Here is a 19,371-nt window from a genome sequence, read left to right as displayed (position 1 = left end):
TTCTCAAAACCAGCCATTTTCGCCACGGCATGAAACGAACCTCGCCACGCTCATCTTTCGACTATCTCGATCTTTCTCTATTGAAAATCTTCAGGCAAGAACATGGCCCGTCGCTTTACGGAAAAAAAACTGGTTATCGCCAGTCACAACAAAGGAAAAATCAAGGAAATCGGTGACCTTCTCGCACCCTTTGGGATCGAAGTGTTTTCCGCCGGTGACCTTGATCTTCCCGAACCCGAAGAAACCGAAAAGACCTTTATTGGCAATGCGCAGCTAAAATCGACTGCGGCGGCCACTGCGGCCAACCTGCCGGCATTGGCCGATGACAGCGGGCTTGCGGTGTCGGCCCTTGATGGCGCACCGGGGATTTATTCGGCGCGCTGGGCCGGGCCGGATAAGGATTTCGATATGGCGATGGAAAAGGTCCAGAACGGGATAGGCAGCCATCCGGATCGACGGGCATCGTTTATCTGTGCGCTGTCACTGGCGTGGCCTGATGGGCATGTTGAGAATTTCGAAGGACGGCTTGAGGGTGACATCGTTTGGCCCAAGCGCGGCCGTCATGGATTTGGCTATGACCCGATTTTCCAGCCCAAGGGATGTGATCAAACCTTTGGCGAAATAGAGCCAGCCATAAAGCATGAGATGAGCCACCGGGCCGATGCCTTCGCGCAGTTGGTTGCGGCCTGCTTTAAATAAGCTTTCGGCAATAATTGTCCTGCATTGAACATATGCACGCATCGCTGATGTCATGATCGGCGGTGCGTGTTAGTTTATCGGCCAACATTCCCGTATTTGAAAAGAATTTCGCGTGTCCGCAACCTCCGCTGAAACCGTGCCGTTTGGCATTTATATCCACTGGCCGTTTTGCCTGTCGAAATGCCCCTATTGCGATTTCAACAGCCATGTCGCCAACAGTGTCGATCATGTGCGCTGGCGCAAGGCATTGCGCGCCGAACTGGCGGCGGGTGCCGCTCGCCATCCGGGCCGGGCGGTGGGATCGGTGTTTTTTGGCGGGGGCACGCCGTCGCTGATGGATCCGGAAACCGCGGGTGCGTTGATTGATGACATCAAGACGTTCTGGAACGTGACCGATGATATTGAAATCACGCTGGAAGCCAATCCGGGGACGGTTGAAATCGACCGGTTTTCGGCCTTTGCCGCCAATGGCATTAACCGGGTGTCGATTGGCATTCAGGCGCTCAATGACCGTGACCTTAAATTCCTTGGCCGTTTGCACAGTGCCGAGGAAGCCATGCGGGCGCTGGATGTTGCGACATCAGTATTTGACCGGTTTTCGTTCGATCTGATTTATGCCCGTCCGGAACATGATCCCAAGGCGTGGCGCAAGGAGCTCCGCCAAGGGCTTGCGATCGCCAATGGGCATATCTCGCTCTATCAGCTGACGATTGAGCCGGGCACGCAGTTTTACACCCTGCATCAGCGCGGTGAGTTGGTCGTCCCCGACGAAGACCTTGCGACCGAGCTTTATGAGATTACGCAGGAAGAAACGCAGGCGGCTGGTTATGGCTGCTATGAGGTGTCAAACCACGCCAAACCGGGGCAGGAAAGCCGCCATAATCTGGTCTATTGGCGCTATGGCGATTATCTCGGCATTGGTCCCGGCGCGCATGGCCGCGAAGCGATCATTCAGCCAGATGGCACGACCGTCCCGACGGCAGTGCGCCGCCACCGGGCGCCCGATATCTGGCTGGATCGGGTGGAAAAGGCCGGGAACGGTACACAGGAAGAAATCGTGCTTGAGGCCGACGAACGTCTGCTTGAAATGGTGATGATGGGCTTGCGGCTTAATGAAACCATTCCAACAGCCCGGTTTGAACGGATTATTGGCAAAGGCCCGCGCGATGTTTTGGATAATGCGCGGCTTGAAACCCTGATCGGATCGGGGGATTTGATTTGTGATTCGGCCGGGCTTCGCACTACCGATCAAGGTCGGAACCGTTTGAACGGTGTATTGGGCTACTTATTCGACCCTGCAGCGTGATGTAAGCAACGGCATTAAAATGCCCGAAACACCTTGAAAACCGTGACGTTTCCGATATGGAACAGGCGTCAGCCGAGTGTTGTGGAAACTTGTGGGGTTTAGTTTCATCAAACCATCAAAAAGGTGGTTGACACTTCAAGCTGACCGCGTATATTCCGCCCCGTTCCAGCGCATAGCGTCGGAACAAAACCACAAGCCCCTATGCCCAGGTGGCGGAATTGGTAGACGCGCTGGCTTCAGGTGCCAGTGGCCGCAAGGTCGTGGAAGTTCGAGTCTTCTCCTGGGCACCATACCCCAGCACATTGATGATGTGCTGGGGTATTGTTGTTTTGGGCACTAGCCTATGTTTAGAATCGAAAAGGCCCCACAATATTTTGTGGGGCCTTTTCTTTTGGCTAAGTAATTGTTTTTAGCCGCTTTGATCGCCGCTTATGTAAGTCATGACTACCTCCGTAATTAATTCTGCCAATAATCTAAACCATTTTGGTTACTAATTTGCAACTGAACTTTCGGATTTGGTTGGAGAGCTGTCTTCCGACGGCTGAGCCATTGCATCTGGATCTCTCCACCAAAATGTCAAGTTATCTGCTGGAGTGAACTTTTTGCGCTCTTCGAGATCAAACTGGGCATTGTGCTCCAAGAATTCTACAGGTCCCTCCTGACCTTTTAGACTAATCACAGCTTTCCCATTCCAGTGATTAACAATAGTGGTCTTTAAAGTTTCCGTGTATCTGAGAACTTGGGTTGCGTGTGGTTCTCCTACAAGACACCACATCCAATAATTAAACTCATATTCGGTCGTACCGTTTGCCGGAATTCTAATGCCTATTTTAGTTTTATAGTCTTGATCAGTTATTTTTATGACTTTCTCATTGTGCTTAACAGGTGCTTCACCAATGACCGTGGTCTGAAGTAGGTGTACCTCCCCCATGACTTTGCTCTGTACACCACCTAAATTCATTTCTAACTGATCACTCTCGATTGAATCAGGTGAGATGGAGATGTCTATCACGTCTTCATAATCTCGGTCTTTAAACATGTTTTGAAGCGTGTAACGCTTTTCGACCTCAATACGATACGCATTCATTGACAGATCATAATCAGTAATTGTGATTTTACTGGTTCCTGATTTGCAAAATGCGGCAAGCTTCTTTATTTGATTCTTGTTATAATGTAACGAATCATCCGTCGCATGTTCGCTAGAATATAAGTACCAAATTCTATTCTCAAGTAACTCGGATTCAGGTCGTCTAAGGCTGTATATTGCTATTGCTAGTCCAATCAAGATAAAGAAAATTAGATTTTCTAAGGATGAGGCAAAAAAAGATACGTAGAAATTGTATCTTTGTTCAACAAGTAGATCATACCACGTGCACAGTAGAATAAAGTTTCCAGCTACTAAAATTAAACACAGAAATCCAATAGTTTTGAAGGCCGTGGACGCGTTGGTAGACGGTTTTTTGATGCTCATAATACGATGACCTTTGTAATGGTATGTGTTGAATATGAGGCAATCTTAAATTGAGTTTGGTGGTTAGTCACTTTCTTAATGCTATCTCAATACTATTGATTCGCAATCCTTTCTCTGTGCGTGCGACTTTTGCAATGCGATGCGTGGTTTGCTGTGTTAAGAACAGGCAAATCCTCAATATTTGGAGCACCGCGATGACCAATTTCCTCCATCTCGGAGATCTGCCGGACAATCTTGACCTTGGTAAAGTTGTCGCCATTGACAGTGAAACCATGGGCCTTAATCCGCACCGCGACCGTTTGTGTGTCGTGCAATTGTCCAGCGGCGATGGCGATGCCCATCTGGTCAAGTTTGATGGGGAAGATTACAGCGCGCCGAACCTGAAGAAGTTGCTGGCCGATCCAAGCGTTTTGAAGCTGTTTCATTTCGGACGTTTCGACATTGCAGTGATGGACAAATACCTCGGTGTGCGCTGCGCGCCGGTTTATTGCACCAAAATCGCCTCCAAGCTGATCCGCACCTATACCGACCGTCATGGTCTGAAAGACTTGCTGCGCGAGCTGGTCGGGGTCGAGATTTCCAAGCAGCAGCAAAGTTCCGATTGGGGGGCGCCTGAGCTCTCCAAGGATCAGATCGATTATGCGGCGTCGGACGTTTTGTATTTGCACAAGGCGAAAGAAGAGCTGGATCGGCGTTTGGCGCGCGAAGGACGCACCGAACTGGCGCAGGCCTGTTTTGACTTCCTGCCAACGCGCGCAACGCTGGATCTTTCGGGCTGGGACGAAACTGATATCTTTGCCCACTAGTTTTCAGGCCGCCTGCAGATATTTGCATATCGGTTAACCGCCTGTGAATGTCGGATGTGCTAGGCAATTGACCCCCACACCGGGCAGGTTCATAGTTTTGGCAAAATGGCCGTGCATGTTGGTCAATACGCCTGACGTTCCGGGCGGGAAACGCAAACAAGAAACAGATGACAGTGACCCCAGAAGCCAAACAAAACGCCCCGCAAAATGTCGGACATACCCCTGCACCTGCTTCCAGTGCCGATCTCGCTGTGGCGCGCCGCGTGCTTGAGATCGAAGCAACTGCCCTACACGAACTGGCCGAATCGCTTGATGGTGCTTTCTGTGCGGCGATTGACCTGATTGAGGGGCTTAAAGGTCGCCTTGTGATTACCGGGATGGGCAAAAGCGGTCATATCGCCAAGAAAATCGCTGCGACCTTTGCCTCGACGGGCACACCATCGTTTTTTGTCCATCCGGCCGAAGCCAGCCACGGTGATCTTGGCATGATCGGCAAGGATGACGGGGTTTTGGCCCTGTCCAATTCCGGTGAAACCCCGGAGCTGTCCGATATTATCGCCTTTACGCGTCGGTTTAACGTGCCGCTAATCGGCATGACGCGCAAACCAAACAGCTCGCTTGCGATGCAAAGCGACTGCCCGCTGGTGTTGCCGGCAAGTCCGGAAGCCTGCCCGAATAAGCAGGCACCGACGACCTCAACCACCGCGATGCTGGCCTGTGCCGATGCGCTGGCGGTGACCTTGATGGAGCGGCGTGGCTTTTCCGCCGAAGATTTTCGTACATTCCATCCCGGCGGCAAGCTGGGTCAGCGGTTGCTGCATGTGCGCGATGTCATGCATCCAGCCGACGTTTTGCCGCTGATAGCCAAGGATGCCCTGATGTCCGAGGCGCTTGTGACCATGACCAGCCATTCGTTTGGCTGTGTCGGGGTGCTGGGGGATCGCGGTGAGCTGATCGGGATTGTGACCGATGGCGATTTGCGCCGTCACATGGCCGATAACATTGTGGCGATGAAGGTAGTGGATGTGATGACGGCCGGGCCGAAGGTGACCAGTGAAATGGCGCTTGCGGTTGAAGCACTTGCCATCATGAATGATCGCAGCATTACCGCCTTGTTCGTGCTTGATGACGCGCAAGTGCCTGTTGGACTGGTCCATATTCATGATCTGCTGCGGTCGGGGGTTGCCTGAGCATGGCCGAGGATCGGACGCAAAAGGCTGAGAAAGCGGCGCGTGACGCACGCAGCCGTGACCGGCTTCCGTCTGGGCGTCGCGATGTACGGATCAATCCGTTTCGCCGGATCATTGTGACGTCGCTTAAGCTTGTCTTACCGTTAATCGCGCTTACCCTGATGGCGTTGGTGGTGTTATGGCCGCAGATCGAACAGGTTCAGGACAGTGGGTTTCGTCTTGGCTTTTCGACGTCTCCTGAGGATTTGATGGAAAATGTTGCCATGTCCAACCCGCGCTTTTTCGGTGTGGATGGCAATCGGCAGCCATTTACCGTCACCGCACAGGAAGCCATCGAAAACCAGGCCGATGACGGTCACGATGATCATGTTTACCTTGATACCCCACAGGCCGATATCACGCTTGAAGACGGTTCGTGGATTGCGCTGACGGCCAATGAAGGGTTCTATACCGAAACCGATGGTTTGCTTGATCTGGTCGGAGCGGTGAATATGTACCACGATAACGGGTTTGAAATTCACACCCAGAAAGCTGAAATCGAAATGAACGTTGGCAACGCCAGCGGATCGGTTCCGGTTGATGGGCAGGGGCCGTTTGGCACGATCAAATCGGATTCCGGGTTTGAACTGGAAGACAAAGGGGCGGTCATCCGCTTTTTGGGGAACGCCAAAATGGTGATTTTCGATAGTGCATTGAAAGGGAAGTCATGATCGCAACGGCGCGTTTGGCCCGCACACAGGCAGCCGCAGGGCGTTTATTGGCAACGGCCCTTTTGGTCGGAAGCATTGCGGGTGCCAGCACCTTGATGCAGGCGGCCGTGATGCAACAGGCGCATGCCAATCCGCTGGGGCTAGCACAGAACGGCAGTGGCGGGCTTGAGGTTGAGTCTGACAACGGCATTGAATGGCGCCGCAATGAGCAAATCCTGATTGCGCGCGGCAATGCGGTGGCCAAACGCGGAACATCGCGGGTCGATGCCGATGAATTGCAGGCATTATATCGGGATCGCGATGGCAACAGCGAGATTTACCGCATCATTGCGACCGGCAACGTCAGATTGTCATCTGATACCGATGTCGCGACCGGCGATAAGGCGGTTTACGATATTGATCAGGCTGTTGTGGTATTGACCGGTGAAAACCTGAAATACCAAACCCCGAAAGAAACCCTGACGGCGGAAGAAAGTCTGGAATACTGGGAAACTGACCGGATTGCGGTGGCCCGTGGCAATGCGGTTGCGGTTGCCGAAGACCGGACATTGCGGGGCGATACATTGACTGCACGGTTTGAGCCGGGCAAGGGCGGGACCAACGAACTGCGCCGCATCGATGGCGACGGCAATGTAACAATTCGCACACCAACCGACTTTGTCATTGGTGATCAAGGGGTTTATGATGCTAAAACAGGTATCGCTACTTTGATCGGATCGGTTAAGATTACGCGCGGCGAGAACCAGTTGAACGGGGATCGCGCGGTTGTTGACCTGAATACCGGCATCAGCCGCCTGACGACCAATGGCACAGGTGGCAGCAAAAACCGTGTCCGGGGCCTTCTGATCCCAGAAAAAGACGAAAAAGACGGCCCGGCAGACGCCGGGACAGGAAATTGAGGAAAGGTCGGTAATTTGTTCTGGTCGCGCAAAGGCGTAAAATCCGACACAGCAAACGGGCAGGCTACATCTTCTGTGGACGGCGGGCCGCGTCTGGTGACCGCGAACAAGGGGCTGGTGGCGCATAATCTTGGCAAAAGCTTCAAGAAGCGCCCGGTTCTCAAAGATGTGTCGATGTCTGTGCAGCGCGGTGAGGCGGTTGGTCTTTTGGGGCCAAACGGTGCGGGCAAAACCACCAGTTTTTACATCATTACCGGGCTGATTGCCTCTGATCGCGGATCTATTTCGCTTGATGGACGCGACATTACATCGATGCCGATGTATCAGCGCGCGCGCCTTGGGATTGGCTATTTGCCACAGGAAGCATCGATTTTCCGCGGCATGACGGTCGAACAAAACATCATGGCCGTGCTTGAGGTGGTCGAAGATGACCGCATCAAGCGCGAACAGAACCTTGAAGACCTTTTGGCAGAATTTGCCATCGAGCACCTGCGCCGTACACCGGCACTGGCATTGTCGGGCGGGGAGCGCCGACGTTGCGAGATTGCACGTGCGCTTGCGGCCCATCCGAACTTTGTTCTTCTGGACGAACCGCTGGCCGGGATTGACCCGATTGCCGTGGGGGATATTCGCGATCTTGTACGTCATCTGAAAGATCGTGGCATTGGGGTCTTGATTACCGACCACAATGTGCGCGAGACTCTCGACATTATTGACCGGGCATATATCTTGCATGATGGCCGGGTTTTGATGGAAGGTGGTCCCGATGAAATCGTTAGAAATGACGATGTTCGCAGGGTTTATCTGGGCGATCGTTTTAGCCTGTGACCATTTCTTGGGGGGAATCGGATTGACACGGGGTAGTGCATAAATGGCCCTGAAGGCGCGGCTTGATCTTCGCCAGTCCCAGTCTCTTGTCATGACGCCGCAATTGCAGCAGGCGATTAAGCTGTTGCAATTCAACAATATTGAACTTTCCAATTTCATTGACAGTGAGCTGCTTGAGAATCCGCTGCTGGAACGCGCGGACCCGGGGCAGACGTATGCCGAATCGGGCGATAGCGCCGTCGGCAATGGTGACGACGGGATCGATCAACGCACCAGCGACAATTTCACCGACCGCGACGACCAGTTCGGTACCGACCGCCTGACTGCCAGTGAAACCATGGGGGCGGGTGACAGTCCGCTCGATGTCGCCAGCGACGCGCTGTATGACGGCGAAGGCGAGATTTCCCAAAATGGTGCGCCTGTTTCGGGCAGCCATGACTATTCCGCCCCCTATAGCGGCGGTGCGGGCGGTGGTGGCGGCTCAGGTGGGGGCAGTGGTGATGAGCTTCCCAGCCTTGAGCAAACCCTTGCCGATGAAGCAACGCTTCGTCAGTCGCTCGATGATCAGCTCAATATTGCATTTGCCGATGCAAGCTCACGTATGATCGGCAGTTATCTGATCGATATGCTTGATGATAATGGCTATCTCAGTGGCGAACTTGACGAGGTGTCATCCTCGCTTGAATGCGGCCTTTCGGATGTGAAGCATGTTCTGTCGGTGATGCAGGGGTTTGATCCGGTTGGAATTTTTGCCCGCGGTCTGGCCGAATGTCTTGAGCTGCAATTGCGCGATCTAAACCGGTTTGATCCGGCAATGGCGGCCCTTTTGGCCAATCTTGAATTGCTGGCAAAACGCGAATTTGATCGGTTGCGCCGGATTTGCGGTGTCGATGCCGATGATCTGCACGACATGATCGCCGAGATCAAAACGCTTGATCCGCGCCCCGGCCGCACGGCCGACGGTGAAGTGGCAACACCGGTGATCCCCGATGTTTTGATGCGCGCTGCGGGCAATGGCAACTGGCATCTTGAGCTGAATACCGATGCGCTGCCGCGGGTTTTGGTCAATGAGGAATATGTCGCGGAAATCGGGTCTGGTTTGCGTGACCGCGAAGAACGCGGCTTCATGAGCGAGAAGCTGCAGACCGCTAATTGGTTGGTGAAGGCCTTGCATCAGCGCGCGACCACCATCATGAAGGTGTCGACCGAAATTGTCCGCCAGCAGGACGGGTTCTTTAGCCATGGCGTGTCGCATTTGCGCCCGCTGATCCTGCGTGACATTGCCGAGGCCATCGGCATGCATGAAAGTACGGTATCGCGGGTGACCAATGGCAAGTTTATGTCGACCCCGCGCGGGATGTTTGAGCTGAAATATTTCTTCACCACGGCGATTTCATCATCGGTGGGCGGAGATTCATATTCGTCGGAATCGGTGCGTCACCGGATCAAGTCATTGATCGATATGGAAGATCCGAAAAAGATTTTGTCAGACGACAAACTGGTCGAACTTCTGCAAAAGGAAGGGATCGACATTGCACGCCGAACAGTGGCAAAATACCGCGAAGCGATGCGCATTGCGTCTTCTGTTCAGCGGCGTCGCGAAAAAAAATCACGTGCTTCCTAGCACTTTTTTACCAGAAAAATGCGCCATAAGGTGCTGTAATTTAAGGTAGAATACCCATATCTTGACTTGGCTATTACGAGGGAATATGGTGCGCCCACCTGATTGAGGGGCTCCAAACATCCATATGTACTGGGAAGTCACTCAAAGAGGGATAGGCGATCCATGCAAATTACGGTTATCGGTAAGCAACTTGACGTAGGAAATGCTCTTCGCGAGCACGTCGTCGAGACCTTGGACCCTGCGGTAGAGAAATATTTCGATCACGCGATCGAAGCCACGGTGACACTCACCAAACAGGCGCATCTCTATCATACGCAAATTTCGGTCCATGTCGGCAAGGGCATGATGGTGCAGGCCAAGGCATCGGCGGATGAAGTTTATCCCGCCTTTGACGGAGCCTGCGACAAAGTGGCCAAGCAGTTGCGGCGCTATAAAAGGCGCCTGCGTGATCATCACGCCAGCCGGGACCATCATGAGCAGGCCCGCCTAGATGCGATCCACTATGTGATCGCGCAAGAAGACGATGATCATTCGGATGACACTCACGTAAATGGCTATGAACCAGTGATTGTTGCCGAAACGCCCGATCGCATTGATACGCTTTCTGTTGGGGAAGCGGTCATGCGGCTCGACTTGGGGGACATTCCGGCACTTATGTTCCGGAATGGCAAACATGGCGGATTGAATGTTGTGTACCGTCGTGCCGACGGAAATATCGGGTGGCTTGATCCAGCCGATGAGGAAGCCGGTGCAGCGTGACGGACGCGGATTCTGAGCCAAACAACGCAACGCGAAAAATGGACATATCATCTATTCTTACCCCGTCCGGGGTTATTCCGGCCCTGCGGTCCGGTGCGAAAAAGGCTGTGCTTGAGGAACTTGCCGAGAAAGCAGCCGAAGTTACCGGACGCGATGCAAGCGAGATTTTTTCTGTCCTGCTTGATCGTGAGAAACTAGGCAGCACTGGCGTTGGCGGTGGTGTCGCAATTCCGCATGGCAAGCTGAATGATCTTGATCGGCTTTACATGGTCTTTGCCCGTGCTCAGAACCCGATTGAGTTCGATGCGGTTGATGAGCATCCGGTGGATTTGTTCTGCATGTTGATTGCGCCCGAAGAAGCCGGTGCGGATCATCTGAAGGCGCTGGCGCGGATTTCCCGCCTGCTGCGCAATCAGGGCATGTGTGACAAGCTGCGTGGTGCGGGCTCTGCTGATGCGATCTATGCGCTGCTGACACAGGATGAGGCCGAACAGGCCGCCTGAAAAGGTCAGTGACCGGCGGGTAATCCCCGTACGCACAGATAACAGCCCAGAATTTAAAAAAACCGGACGCCCGTTAAGGCGTCCGGTTTTGCTTTATGGGACGGGACGGCACGCAAGAGTGATCAGCTGTTGACCATCAACCCTCAGCTTTGGCAGGCATGCTATCCTTGTTTGGATTTTCCACATCGGTTAAACGGCCCGCCAGAACGACAAGGTACAATACCGGAATGCCGATGATGGCGGTGCCAATGAAGAACCAGCTGTATCCGACCGCATCGACAACCGTGCCAGAGAACCCGGCGAGGATCTTTGGAAACAGGGTCATGATCGAACTAAAGATCGCGTATTGCATGGCCGTAAAGGAAATATTGGTCAGGCCTGACAGATAGGCAATGAAGGCCGCCGTTGCCAAACCACCCGACAGGTTGTCGGCCATGATCACCACGGCAAACATGATGGTGTTCGCCCCCATATGGGCCATAAAGGCAAACAGGATATTGGTGATCGCCGAAAGTAACGCCCCGACAAACAGGATGCGCACAACCCCGTAGCGCACCGACAAAACCCCGCCCATGAAACTGCCGGCAATGGTCATGAACAGACCAAATGTCTTGGACACGGCGGCGATTTCTTCCTTGGAAAAGCCAAGGTCGGTGTAAAACACATTGGCCATGACCCCCATGACGATATCGGCAATGCGATAGACGCCAATCAGGATCAGGATAATGATCGCGGCCTTGCCATAACGATCAATGAAGTCCTTTACCGGTGCGATATAAGTTTCACGCACCATGCCCGTCGGAGTGAGGCCGACCCGCGTGGTCAGCCAAGCGACCAGAATGGCAACGGCAATCGAAATCGCCAGTTTGAGGGTGCCGGCAATAAACCCGGCAAGCTCGCTGATCATGCCACCATCGCGCAAGATGGCTTTGAGTGGGTCGGTGATGTCCCCGGCATAGAGATTGGCAAGGATGAAGGCGATGACCGTGACGGCAAACATCGCAAGAAATCGCACGTAATCGGATGTTTCGTGAAAATACTTGCTGTCGGTGCGGTTTACGGCCGGTTCACGGATCAATAGCGTTGTAATCACCCCGATACACATCGCAAGCGCCATACAGCCGTACGCCATTGTCCAGGCAAAAGGTTGGTAACTACCTTCGGCTTCAAACAGCCCGGCAATGGTGAGCGCCCCGGCACCGGCAACGATCATGCCGATGCGATAGCCGCCAATATAGGCCGAACTCATCATCGCCTGAAGATCGGTATCGGCGGCCTCGATGCGATAGGCATCAATCACGATATCCTGTGTGGCCGAGGCAAAGCCAAGGGCAACGGCGGCAAAGGCCATCATGGTCAGGTTTTGTGCCGGATCGGTCAGCCCCATCCACAGGATGGCGCCGATGATGCACCCTTGGGCAATGATCAGCCAACTGCGCCGACGCCCCAGAATACCGTGCAGGACCGGGAAAGGCAGTCGGTCAATCAGTGGCGCCCAGACGAATTTGAACGAATAGCCAAGGGCGGCCCAACTGAAATAGGTGACCGTGGAACGATCCACACCCGCTTCGCGCAGCCAGATCGACAGGGTGGAGAAAATCAGAAGGATAGGAATGCCCGCAGACAAGCCCATAAACAGCATTGTGATGACACGTGGATGGATGAAGGCGCCAAAGGCCTCGCTCCAGCTTCGTTTTTCTGCGCTGTGCATCAATTTCCCCCGTTTGCATGCCACGTGGCCACAAAGTAGGGGAAACTGGTTAAGGAATACCGAAATCGTCCGGCTATGATGCCAGGGACCTTAAAGGGCCTTAAACGCAAAAAAGGCCGATCCATCTGGACCGGCCTTTTTCAATTCAGCTGCGAAACGATTAGACGGTTTCGGATTCTGATTTACGGCTTTCGCGTTTGCGCACGTTCGGATCGAGGTGCAGCTTACGAATACGAATGCTTGTCGGCGTTACTTCGACCAGCTCGTCGTTCTGGATGTAGGCAAGGGCCTCTTCCAGGGACATGCGGCGCGGCGGGGTCAGGGTGATGGCGTCATCCTTGCCCGATGCACGAACGTTGGTCAGTTTTTTGCCTTTGAGGATGTTAACCTCAAGATCATTGTTACGATTGTGTTCGCCAATGACCATGCCTTCGTAAACGCGCGTACCCGATTCGATGAACATCGCGCCACGATCTTCCAAGCCCCAAAGAGCATAGGCAACCGCGTCGCCCTGATCGTTTGAAATCAGAACGCCGTTACGACGGCCTGCAATGGCACCTTTGACCGGGCCATAGGAATGGAACACACGGTTCATAACGCCGGTACCGCGGGTATCGGTCAGAAATTCACCGTGATAACCGATCAGGCCACGAGACGGTGCGTGGAAGATGATACGGGTCTTGCCGCCACCTGATGACCGCATATCGGTCATTTCGGCTTTGCGCAGGCTCATTTTCTCAACAACCGAACCGGCGTATTCTTCGTCAACGTCGACCTGGACTTCTTCGAACGGCTCAGACATGACGCCGTTGATTTCCTGGATCAGAACGCGCGGACGCGAGATCGAAAGCTCATAGCCTTCGCGGCGCATGGTTTCGATCAGAACGCCAAGCTGAAGTTCGCCACGACCGGCGACTTCAAAGGCGTCTTTATCAGCGGTTTCACCGATCTTGATCGCGATGTTGCCTTCGGCTTCGCGCTCAAGACGGGCACGGATCATACGGGATGTAACTTTGTCGCCTTCCTGACCGGCCAGCGGCGAGTTGTTGACCGAGAAGGTCATCGCCAGCGTCGGCGGATCAATCGGCTGACTTGCAATCGCGGTGGTGATTTCGGTCGAGCAGATGGTGTCAGCAACGGTTGCGTTGGTCAGGCCCGCAATTGCGATGATGTCACCAGCATTTGCTTCTTCCTGTGGCACACGATCCAGACCGCGGAAGCCCATCAGTTTGGACAGACGGCCGGTTTCAACCGTGCCATCGCCGCGAAGAACCTTAACAGGCATGTTAAGTTTCGCACGGCCCTGCGCGATACGACCGGTCAGGATGCGACCCAGGAAGTTATCAGCATGCAGCATGGTCGCAATCATTGCGAACGGTGCGTCAACGTCTGCCTTCGGGGCCGGCACATAATTCAGAACCAGATCCATCAGCGGGGTCAGGTTTTCTTTCGGACCTTCTGGTGCTTCGGCAGCCCAACCATCACGGCCAGATGCATAAAGCGTCGGGAAGTCGAGCTGTTCATCGGATGCCTCAAGCGACACGAAGAGATCGAAGATCTCGTCGAGAACTTCTTCGGCGCGCTCATCCGGACGGTCGATCTTGTTAATGATGACGATTGGCTTCAGACCCAGTTTCAGGGCTTTACCCAAAACGAATTTGGTCTGTGGCATCGGGCCTTCGGCCGAGTCAACCAGCAGAACAACACCATCAACCATCGACAGGATACGTTCGACTTCACCGCCGAAATCGGCGTGGCCCGGGGTATCAACGATGTTGATACGGGTCTCGCCCCACTGAATTGCGGTCGGCTTTGCCATAATGGTAATGCCGCGTTCGCGTTCCAGATCGTTGCTGTCCATGGCGCGTTCATCAACGCGCTGGTTGTCACGATAGACGCCCGACTGGCGGAACATCGCATCGACGAGGGTGGTTTTGCCATGGTCAACGTGAGCGATGATGGCGATATTGCGCAAGTTCATTGGCGCGGACTCCAGAATAAAAATGCCGCGCGCCGGGATGTGTCCCTTGCGCATCGGTCAGTAAAAGTTTCAAGGCCAGTAGATATTCAGCCGCCCTAAGACCGGGTTCATCCGGTCGGCAAGGTCAAACCCGCGCAATTTGCGCAGCACGGCACATGCTGAATGTTTACTGGCCCAAAGACATTTTGCAGGCTGGCTCGAAAGCTGCCCTGTCATAGCCAATGTGGAGGCGAATGACCAGCCTCGTGCACGCCATGCGGGGTTGATTTTTCTGCAATGCGGGCTGTTTGCGCTAAACTCTGTATAAAGTCAATGCTTGTGTGCAGTGCAAAGCCACGGAATCTGTGCTGTTTGCCAAAATAAAACGGGACGGCAAACAAATATTGCCGTCCCGTGAAATCTTTCGAGGCTTGTCTCAGGGCATGTAAATCATGTCCTGCAAACCGATCAAATGGCCTTGTTGATCAGGTCCTTAAGGTCGGCAACCGGGCGTGCGCCCATATGTGAAATGACTTCGGCGGCGCAAATCGCACCCAGTTGACCACAGGTCGCAAGGTCATGCCCCTTGGTGTAGCCATAGAGGAAACCCGATGCGAACAAATCACCGGCCCCGGTGGTATCAAGTACGCGCGCGACAGGTTCGGCACTGATTTCATACAATTCGTTATCTGAAACAATCACCGCACCCTTTTCACTGCGGGTCAGGGCCGCGACCTTGCAGTGTTTGCGCACTTCGGCCAGGGCTTCTTCAAAGGTTTCAACCTCATAGAGCGACTTGATTTCGTCTTCGTTGGCAAACAGCACGTCAATATGGTTATGCACCAGATCGCGGAACGATTCGCGATGACGGTCAACACAGAATGAGTCAGACAGGCTAATGGAAACCTGACGGCCTGCTTCGTGGGCGACTTTGGCTGCCTTGATAAAGGCTTCCTTGGCTTCTGGACGATCCCAAAGATAGCCTTCCATGTAGGTCAGCTTTGCCGATTTGATCAGATCCTCGTCGATGTCTTCCGGACCAAGTTCCGCACAGGCACCCAAAAAGGTGTTCATGGTGCGGTCACCATCCGGCGTGACAAAAATCAGGCAGCGCGCGGTCGGCGACCCTGTGGTTGACGGGGTGGAATTGAACTGCACACCAATCGCACGAATGTCATGGCGAAACACCTGACCGAGCTGATCATCGCGGACTTTGCCGATATAGGCGCCTTTGCCACCAAGGGCTGCGATGCCAGCCATGGTGTTGCCAGCTGACCCGCCCGACATTTCCATGCCCGGCCCCATCTGTTCATACAAACGATCCGCATCATCCGCGTCGATCAGGGTCATAGAGTTCTTAACCAGGTTCAGCCGTTTGAGGTCTTCTTCCTTGCAGTTGGCAAGGACATCAACGATGGCGTTTCCGATCCCGACGACGTCGACTTTGGTGTCGTGCATGTAATTCATTCCTGCGATGTGTGCGTTTGCGTGTTTGGTGCGTACGGTATGGCGCGCAGGCCTTCCGCGCAACGGGCCGTTTGGGCATGTGCCGAACCGGATGGTCTTCATATAATAGGTGACGTTATATCATAGGGGCCATTGGGCATTGGCGGGAGTATAGGCATTGCAATTATTGGTGCAAGTGTTGCGACCGTTTCGTGACCGGTCGTTTAACCTCGCGTTAAGGACCTGAAAAACTACATACGATGTTTTTTGCGCCGATTTTGAAACGAGATTCCCGAGCCTGCAGTTTAAACATCGTGCGATGAGTCAATTGAATCCCATCCGGCGGGGAAGAATGAATCATAAGTCCCGGAAAACTGCCAGATTTCGCAAATTAGCGGTTCGTGATGCACGACAAGGGACACTCCCCGGATATGAAGGTGAGAACGGGGCAAAAATATGCAAACAAGAATTTTTAACTGTTTTTAATCTCGGATTTACCTGCATTCGATTTCTTTGAGGTAACGGACAAACTGGTTTGTATTGAAATAAGAGTAATAATTTATCTGTATGATGATCTATATAGATAATATTAATTAATCTAACATAGCGAAAAATGGCATTTTAGTATGCTGTGCCGGTTTGTGGCCGACCAAGCCTTCATTCGAGTCAATGGTCGCTTGAGGAGGGGGTGTCAGACGCGTTTGTGGTGTTGGTAACCGACATCAAATTGGGATAAAGCGGGATTGGCGCATTGTCCTTTGCGTCGTTTTTGACACTGTCATCATCTGTGACGGCAGGGGCTTTTGTTTTGGTGAGCCCATCGGTGTGGCAGAGGACATCAAGTCCAAGCCGATCGCGTAATTCTTCGATAACCGCTTCGATTCTGGTGCGATGAAGGGGGTCTTCACACAGGGCCACAAACTTTTCAAAGGCGCCCAGCGCCTTATGATCTTCATTAAGGCGGGCATACAGTGCGCCGAGCTGATGCCACAGGCCTTCATGGTCGGGTGCGATCAACAGGCTATGCTCGATAATGCGGGTCGCATGGGTCAATTCCCCGGCACGAAGCGCACGAACCTTAATGTTGTTTTGAAGTCGTAACAAAATAGAAACGTCGGAAGATTCGCAATAATGGCGGGGTTCGAGTTCGGCATCGAGGCCACTAAACGATTTTAAAAGTTCACGTAGCTCGGCCGGGCCAAGGGCAATGCCGCCATGGAACGGGTCAATCATGCGACGTTTGCCATTTGACTGCAGACGCAACAGAAAATGACCCGGGAAATCAATGCCGGTGATCGCAAAGTCACAACGGCGCGCCACATGGATATAAAGCATGGCCAATGCGACGGGCAGACCACGTTTGCGGTCCATGACCTTCATCAGATCGGCGTTTTCCATGTCATCATAGTTTTCCGCATCCCCCTGAAAGCCATGTCGGGTCGGGATGACAGATTGTAGTATCGATACGATTTGTTCGATGGAGGCCTGTGCCAAGGTTTCTGGCGCCACCTTGGCGGATGCCACTGTGTCGTGCCCGGATGACGCCAACAGGGCGGCAAGATCGGAACGAACCTGATCGGCCAGATCATCAAGCCGCGCAAGATACGGTGCAATGTCGCGTGCGTTGTTTGGATCGTTGATCCGTGCAAAACGCAATGCGGCTTCTGCTGCCGTGGCGTCGGGCTTATTGCCCTTGCCATAATCGACAAGCCATTGGCGATCCGGATCGGTCGGGTCTGTGATGTGGCGAATACTGTTAATAGGATCAGGTTCCTTGCCGGTTTGCATCATTTTTCAGGCGAATATGGCTGACCACCCGTCTAACATAGCTGGTATCGCGGGCATGTGCGATGACGCGATTGCGTTCAAGGTCATCCTGGGCAATCCCCATCAGATGCACCGTGCCCTTTACGGTTTCGATGCTGTAATTGATCGCAAAGACATCGGTATCAAACATCAGGGCCGTTTTAATGCGGGTCGTGATCAGAAGGTCATTGGCATTGTCCATGAAGGACGCACCTTCGCCGACACTGATTTCATTGAGCACACTGCGGACACCACCAACCTGCCAGGTGAGTTTCACGGCTTCAAGTTCGTCTGTTGCTGATTTGACTTCACCAGCCAGAAGAACTTCGCCTTCGACAACTTCGATTTCGATATTGAGAAACAGGGATTCGTCCTGTGCTAGAAACTTTTGCCAGATTTCAGCTGTAATTGCCGTGTCGCTTACCGCCCCTTCAAACCCGCGTTCCTGAAAGGCCGCGACCCCGGCGGTTGCCCCGGCCCCAATGGCCATCGATGTGCAGCCCGCCAACGGCAGAATGCCAAAACCGGTGAATGCCAGAGTTAGTAAAATACAAAAACGCCGCTTGGCATTGCTTGGCCATGTGCCAATGAAATGCCGGGCTGTGTCATATGCTGACGCCATATGCCGAAGTCTCGTCCCGATTCCCCAAATAATGTCCCATCATTACCCCATCGGGTTAAGGAGTTTTAAAATCCGGACCGGTTTATCAGAAAATATGCATTTTATCTTTGCCGAAGCCTTTTAATTTCCGGATGTTCAGTGGCGATGAGGGGCCGCCAGTTCCGACCAGCGTCCCGGTGTCAGGCCAAATGCCTGACGGAAATGCCGGTTAAAATGGCTTTGATCGGAAAATCCGGTTTCAGCCGCAATGCCCGCAAGCGGTTGACCCAGCGTGATCAGGGCGCGGGCCTGTTGCAGGCGCCGCATGATCAGATAGCGATAGGGTGTTGTTCCGAAACGGGCGCGAAAATGCCTGATCAACCGATAACGATCCATGTCGGCCACCTGTTCAAGTTCGTGCGACAGAACCGGGCGATCAAAATTGGCTTCAAGGAATGCGCGCACCTGCTCCATCTGCAGGCTTGCATTGTATCGCGATTGTTTCAGGGGTGTTTTGGCATGTTGTGAAAGGCGATGTGCAATGTCGGTGACGAATTGATCGCGCAACAATGGATCAACGTTGCTTTCAAGTTCACCCAAAACAGATGCAAGGATCGCCCACAGTGCAGGATCGTGAATGATGGGATCTCTGACAAACGGCAGGGATGCTGTTTCATGATCAAGCCCGCGCCGCAAAAGGGCCGGTTCAAGATAGAGCATGCGATACTGCAATCCGTCATCGGTGCCAGCGCCGCCATCATGTAATTCGTCGGGATGCAGAACAATGACGTTGCCCGGATTGCTGGCGCGATATTCGCCACGATAATTAAACGTCTGCACCCCGCGCATGGTAATGCCAAGCGCATAGGTGTCATGGCGGTGTGGGGAAAACATATTGCCAAAGAACTGTGCTTCGATGCGTTCAATCCCGGGGGACGCAGGGGCCGCAATGAACCGCTCACGCGTTTTGCACAAACGTTCAATACCTGGTTCGCCGTCCTGTTCTATTGCTTCTGTCATGACCTGATAACCCAACCGGATGGAGGACGCAT

17 protein-coding genes and 1 tRNA gene are annotated in these 19,371 nt (G+C 53.4%); 11 read left to right on the top strand and 7 right to left on the bottom strand.

The genetic code is table 11. The annotated features are described in order from the left end of the window. Window positions 1-102: 102 nt before the first annotated feature. From rdgB to K355_RS0114465, 3 genes are all read left to right on the top strand, one after another. The gene (gene rdgB / locus K355_RS0114475) at window positions 103-699 is read left to right on the top strand and encodes an RdgB/HAM1 family non-canonical purine NTP pyrophosphatase (RefSeq protein WP_022732872.1); all 597 of its coding nucleotides are present in this window, start codon (window positions 103-105) and stop codon (window positions 697-699) included. 112 nt (window positions 700-811) lie between these two features. Further along, window positions 812-2,005, top strand: coding sequence for a radical SAM family heme chaperone HemW (gene hemW / locus K355_RS0114470; protein WP_022732871.1), 1,194 nt, complete (start codon window positions 812-814; stop codon window positions 2,003-2,005). Window positions 2,006-2,208: 203 nt separating this feature from the next. Beyond that, window positions 2,209-2,295 (top strand) — tRNA-Leu (locus K355_RS0114465). A gap of 200 nt (window positions 2,296-2,495) precedes the next feature. Here K355_RS0114465 and K355_RS0114460 read toward each other — a convergent pair. Continuing rightward, window positions 2,496-3,476 (bottom strand): hypothetical protein, encoded by a 981-nt coding sequence (locus K355_RS0114460; RefSeq protein ID WP_022732870.1) that lies wholly within the window; start codon window positions 3,474-3,476, stop codon window positions 2,496-2,498. A 194-nt stretch (window positions 3,477-3,670) separates the two neighbouring features. On the opposite strand from K355_RS0114460, the gene K355_RS0114455 reads away from it, so the two are divergent. From K355_RS0114455 to ptsN, 8 genes are all read left to right on the top strand, one after another. Then, window positions 3,671-4,282: a ribonuclease D gene (locus K355_RS0114455; RefSeq protein WP_022732869.1), complete on the top strand. Its 612-nt coding sequence runs from the start codon at window positions 3,671-3,673 to the stop codon at window positions 4,280-4,282. Window positions 4,283-4,449: 167 nt separating this feature from the next. Further along, a complete protein-coding gene (locus K355_RS0114450; protein WP_022732868.1) occupies window positions 4,450-5,472 on the top strand; it encodes a KpsF/GutQ family sugar-phosphate isomerase in 1,023 nt (340 codons plus the stop codon). Between the two features lie 2 nt (window positions 5,473-5,474). After that, on the top strand, window positions 5,475-6,182 hold the full coding sequence (gene lptC / locus K355_RS0114445; protein ID WP_022732867.1) for an LPS export ABC transporter periplasmic protein LptC: 708 nt from the start codon (window positions 5,475-5,477) through the stop codon (window positions 6,180-6,182). Then, the gene (locus K355_RS0114440; protein ID WP_022732866.1) at window positions 6,179-7,081 is read left to right on the top strand and encodes an LptA/OstA family protein; all 903 of its coding nucleotides are present in this window, start codon (window positions 6,179-6,181) and stop codon (window positions 7,079-7,081) included. The genes lptC and K355_RS0114440 overlap by 4 nt, the downstream gene beginning before the upstream one ends. A gap of 75 nt (window positions 7,082-7,156) precedes the next feature. After that, complete coding sequence (gene lptB / locus K355_RS0114435; protein WP_051146009.1) at window positions 7,157-7,909, top strand: LPS export ABC transporter ATP-binding protein; 753 nt, start codon at window positions 7,157-7,159, stop codon at window positions 7,907-7,909. Window positions 7,910-7,952: 43 nt separating this feature from the next. Then, complete coding sequence (rpoN, locus tag K355_RS0114430) at window positions 7,953-9,533, top strand: RNA polymerase factor sigma-54 (RefSeq protein WP_022732864.1); 1,581 nt, start codon at window positions 7,953-7,955, stop codon at window positions 9,531-9,533. Between the two features lie 162 nt (window positions 9,534-9,695). Next, window positions 9,696-10,292 carry a ribosome hibernation-promoting factor, HPF/YfiA family gene (hpf, locus tag K355_RS0114425; protein WP_022732863.1) on the top strand — a complete coding sequence of 199 codons (597 nt, stop codon included), beginning with the start codon at window positions 9,696-9,698 and terminating at the stop codon, window positions 10,290-10,292. A gap of 38 nt (window positions 10,293-10,330) precedes the next feature. Next, a complete protein-coding gene (gene ptsN, locus K355_RS0114420) occupies window positions 10,331-10,795 on the top strand; it encodes a PTS IIA-like nitrogen regulatory protein PtsN (RefSeq protein WP_028791622.1) in 465 nt (154 codons plus the stop codon). Window positions 10,796-10,931: 136 nt separating this feature from the next. Here the strand turns inward: ptsN and K355_RS0114415 are convergent, their stop codons facing one another. From K355_RS0114415 to K355_RS0114390, 6 genes are all read right to left on the bottom strand, one after another. Continuing rightward, window positions 10,932-12,506: an AmpG family muropeptide MFS transporter gene (locus K355_RS0114415; RefSeq protein WP_022732861.1), complete on the bottom strand. Its 1,575-nt coding sequence runs from the start codon at window positions 12,504-12,506 to the stop codon at window positions 10,932-10,934. Window positions 12,507-12,666: 160 nt separating this feature from the next. Further along, window positions 12,667-14,487: a translational GTPase TypA gene (gene typA / locus K355_RS0114410; protein WP_028791621.1), complete on the bottom strand. Its 1,821-nt coding sequence runs from the start codon at window positions 14,485-14,487 to the stop codon at window positions 12,667-12,669. Window positions 14,488-14,934: 447 nt separating this feature from the next. Continuing rightward, window positions 14,935-15,924, bottom strand: coding sequence for an adenosine kinase (locus K355_RS0114405; RefSeq protein ID WP_022732859.1), 990 nt, complete (start codon window positions 15,922-15,924; stop codon window positions 14,935-14,937). Between the two features lie 654 nt (window positions 15,925-16,578). Further along, window positions 16,579-17,700 (bottom strand): SirB1 family protein, encoded by a 1,122-nt coding sequence (locus K355_RS24085; RefSeq protein WP_022732858.1) that lies wholly within the window; start codon window positions 17,698-17,700, stop codon window positions 16,579-16,581. Continuing rightward, window positions 17,678-18,340: a BON domain-containing protein gene (locus K355_RS0114395; RefSeq protein ID WP_022732857.1), complete on the bottom strand. Its 663-nt coding sequence runs from the start codon at window positions 18,338-18,340 to the stop codon at window positions 17,678-17,680. Before K355_RS0114395 ends, K355_RS24085 begins: the two co-directional genes overlap by 23 nt. A 135-nt stretch (window positions 18,341-18,475) precedes the next feature. After that, window positions 18,476-19,339, bottom strand: a complete 864-nt coding sequence (locus K355_RS0114390) for an AraC family transcriptional regulator (RefSeq protein WP_022732856.1) — start codon at window positions 19,337-19,339, stop codon at window positions 18,476-18,478. Between the last annotated feature and the right edge of the window lie 32 nt (window positions 19,340-19,371).

The organism is Thalassospira lucentensis MCCC 1A00383 = DSM 14000 (genome assembly GCF_000421265.1).
GTDB classification, from domain to species: domain Bacteria; phylum Pseudomonadota; class Alphaproteobacteria; order Rhodospirillales; family Thalassospiraceae; genus Thalassospira; species Thalassospira lucentensis.
This window is presented reverse-complemented; position numbering and strand designations above follow the sequence as displayed.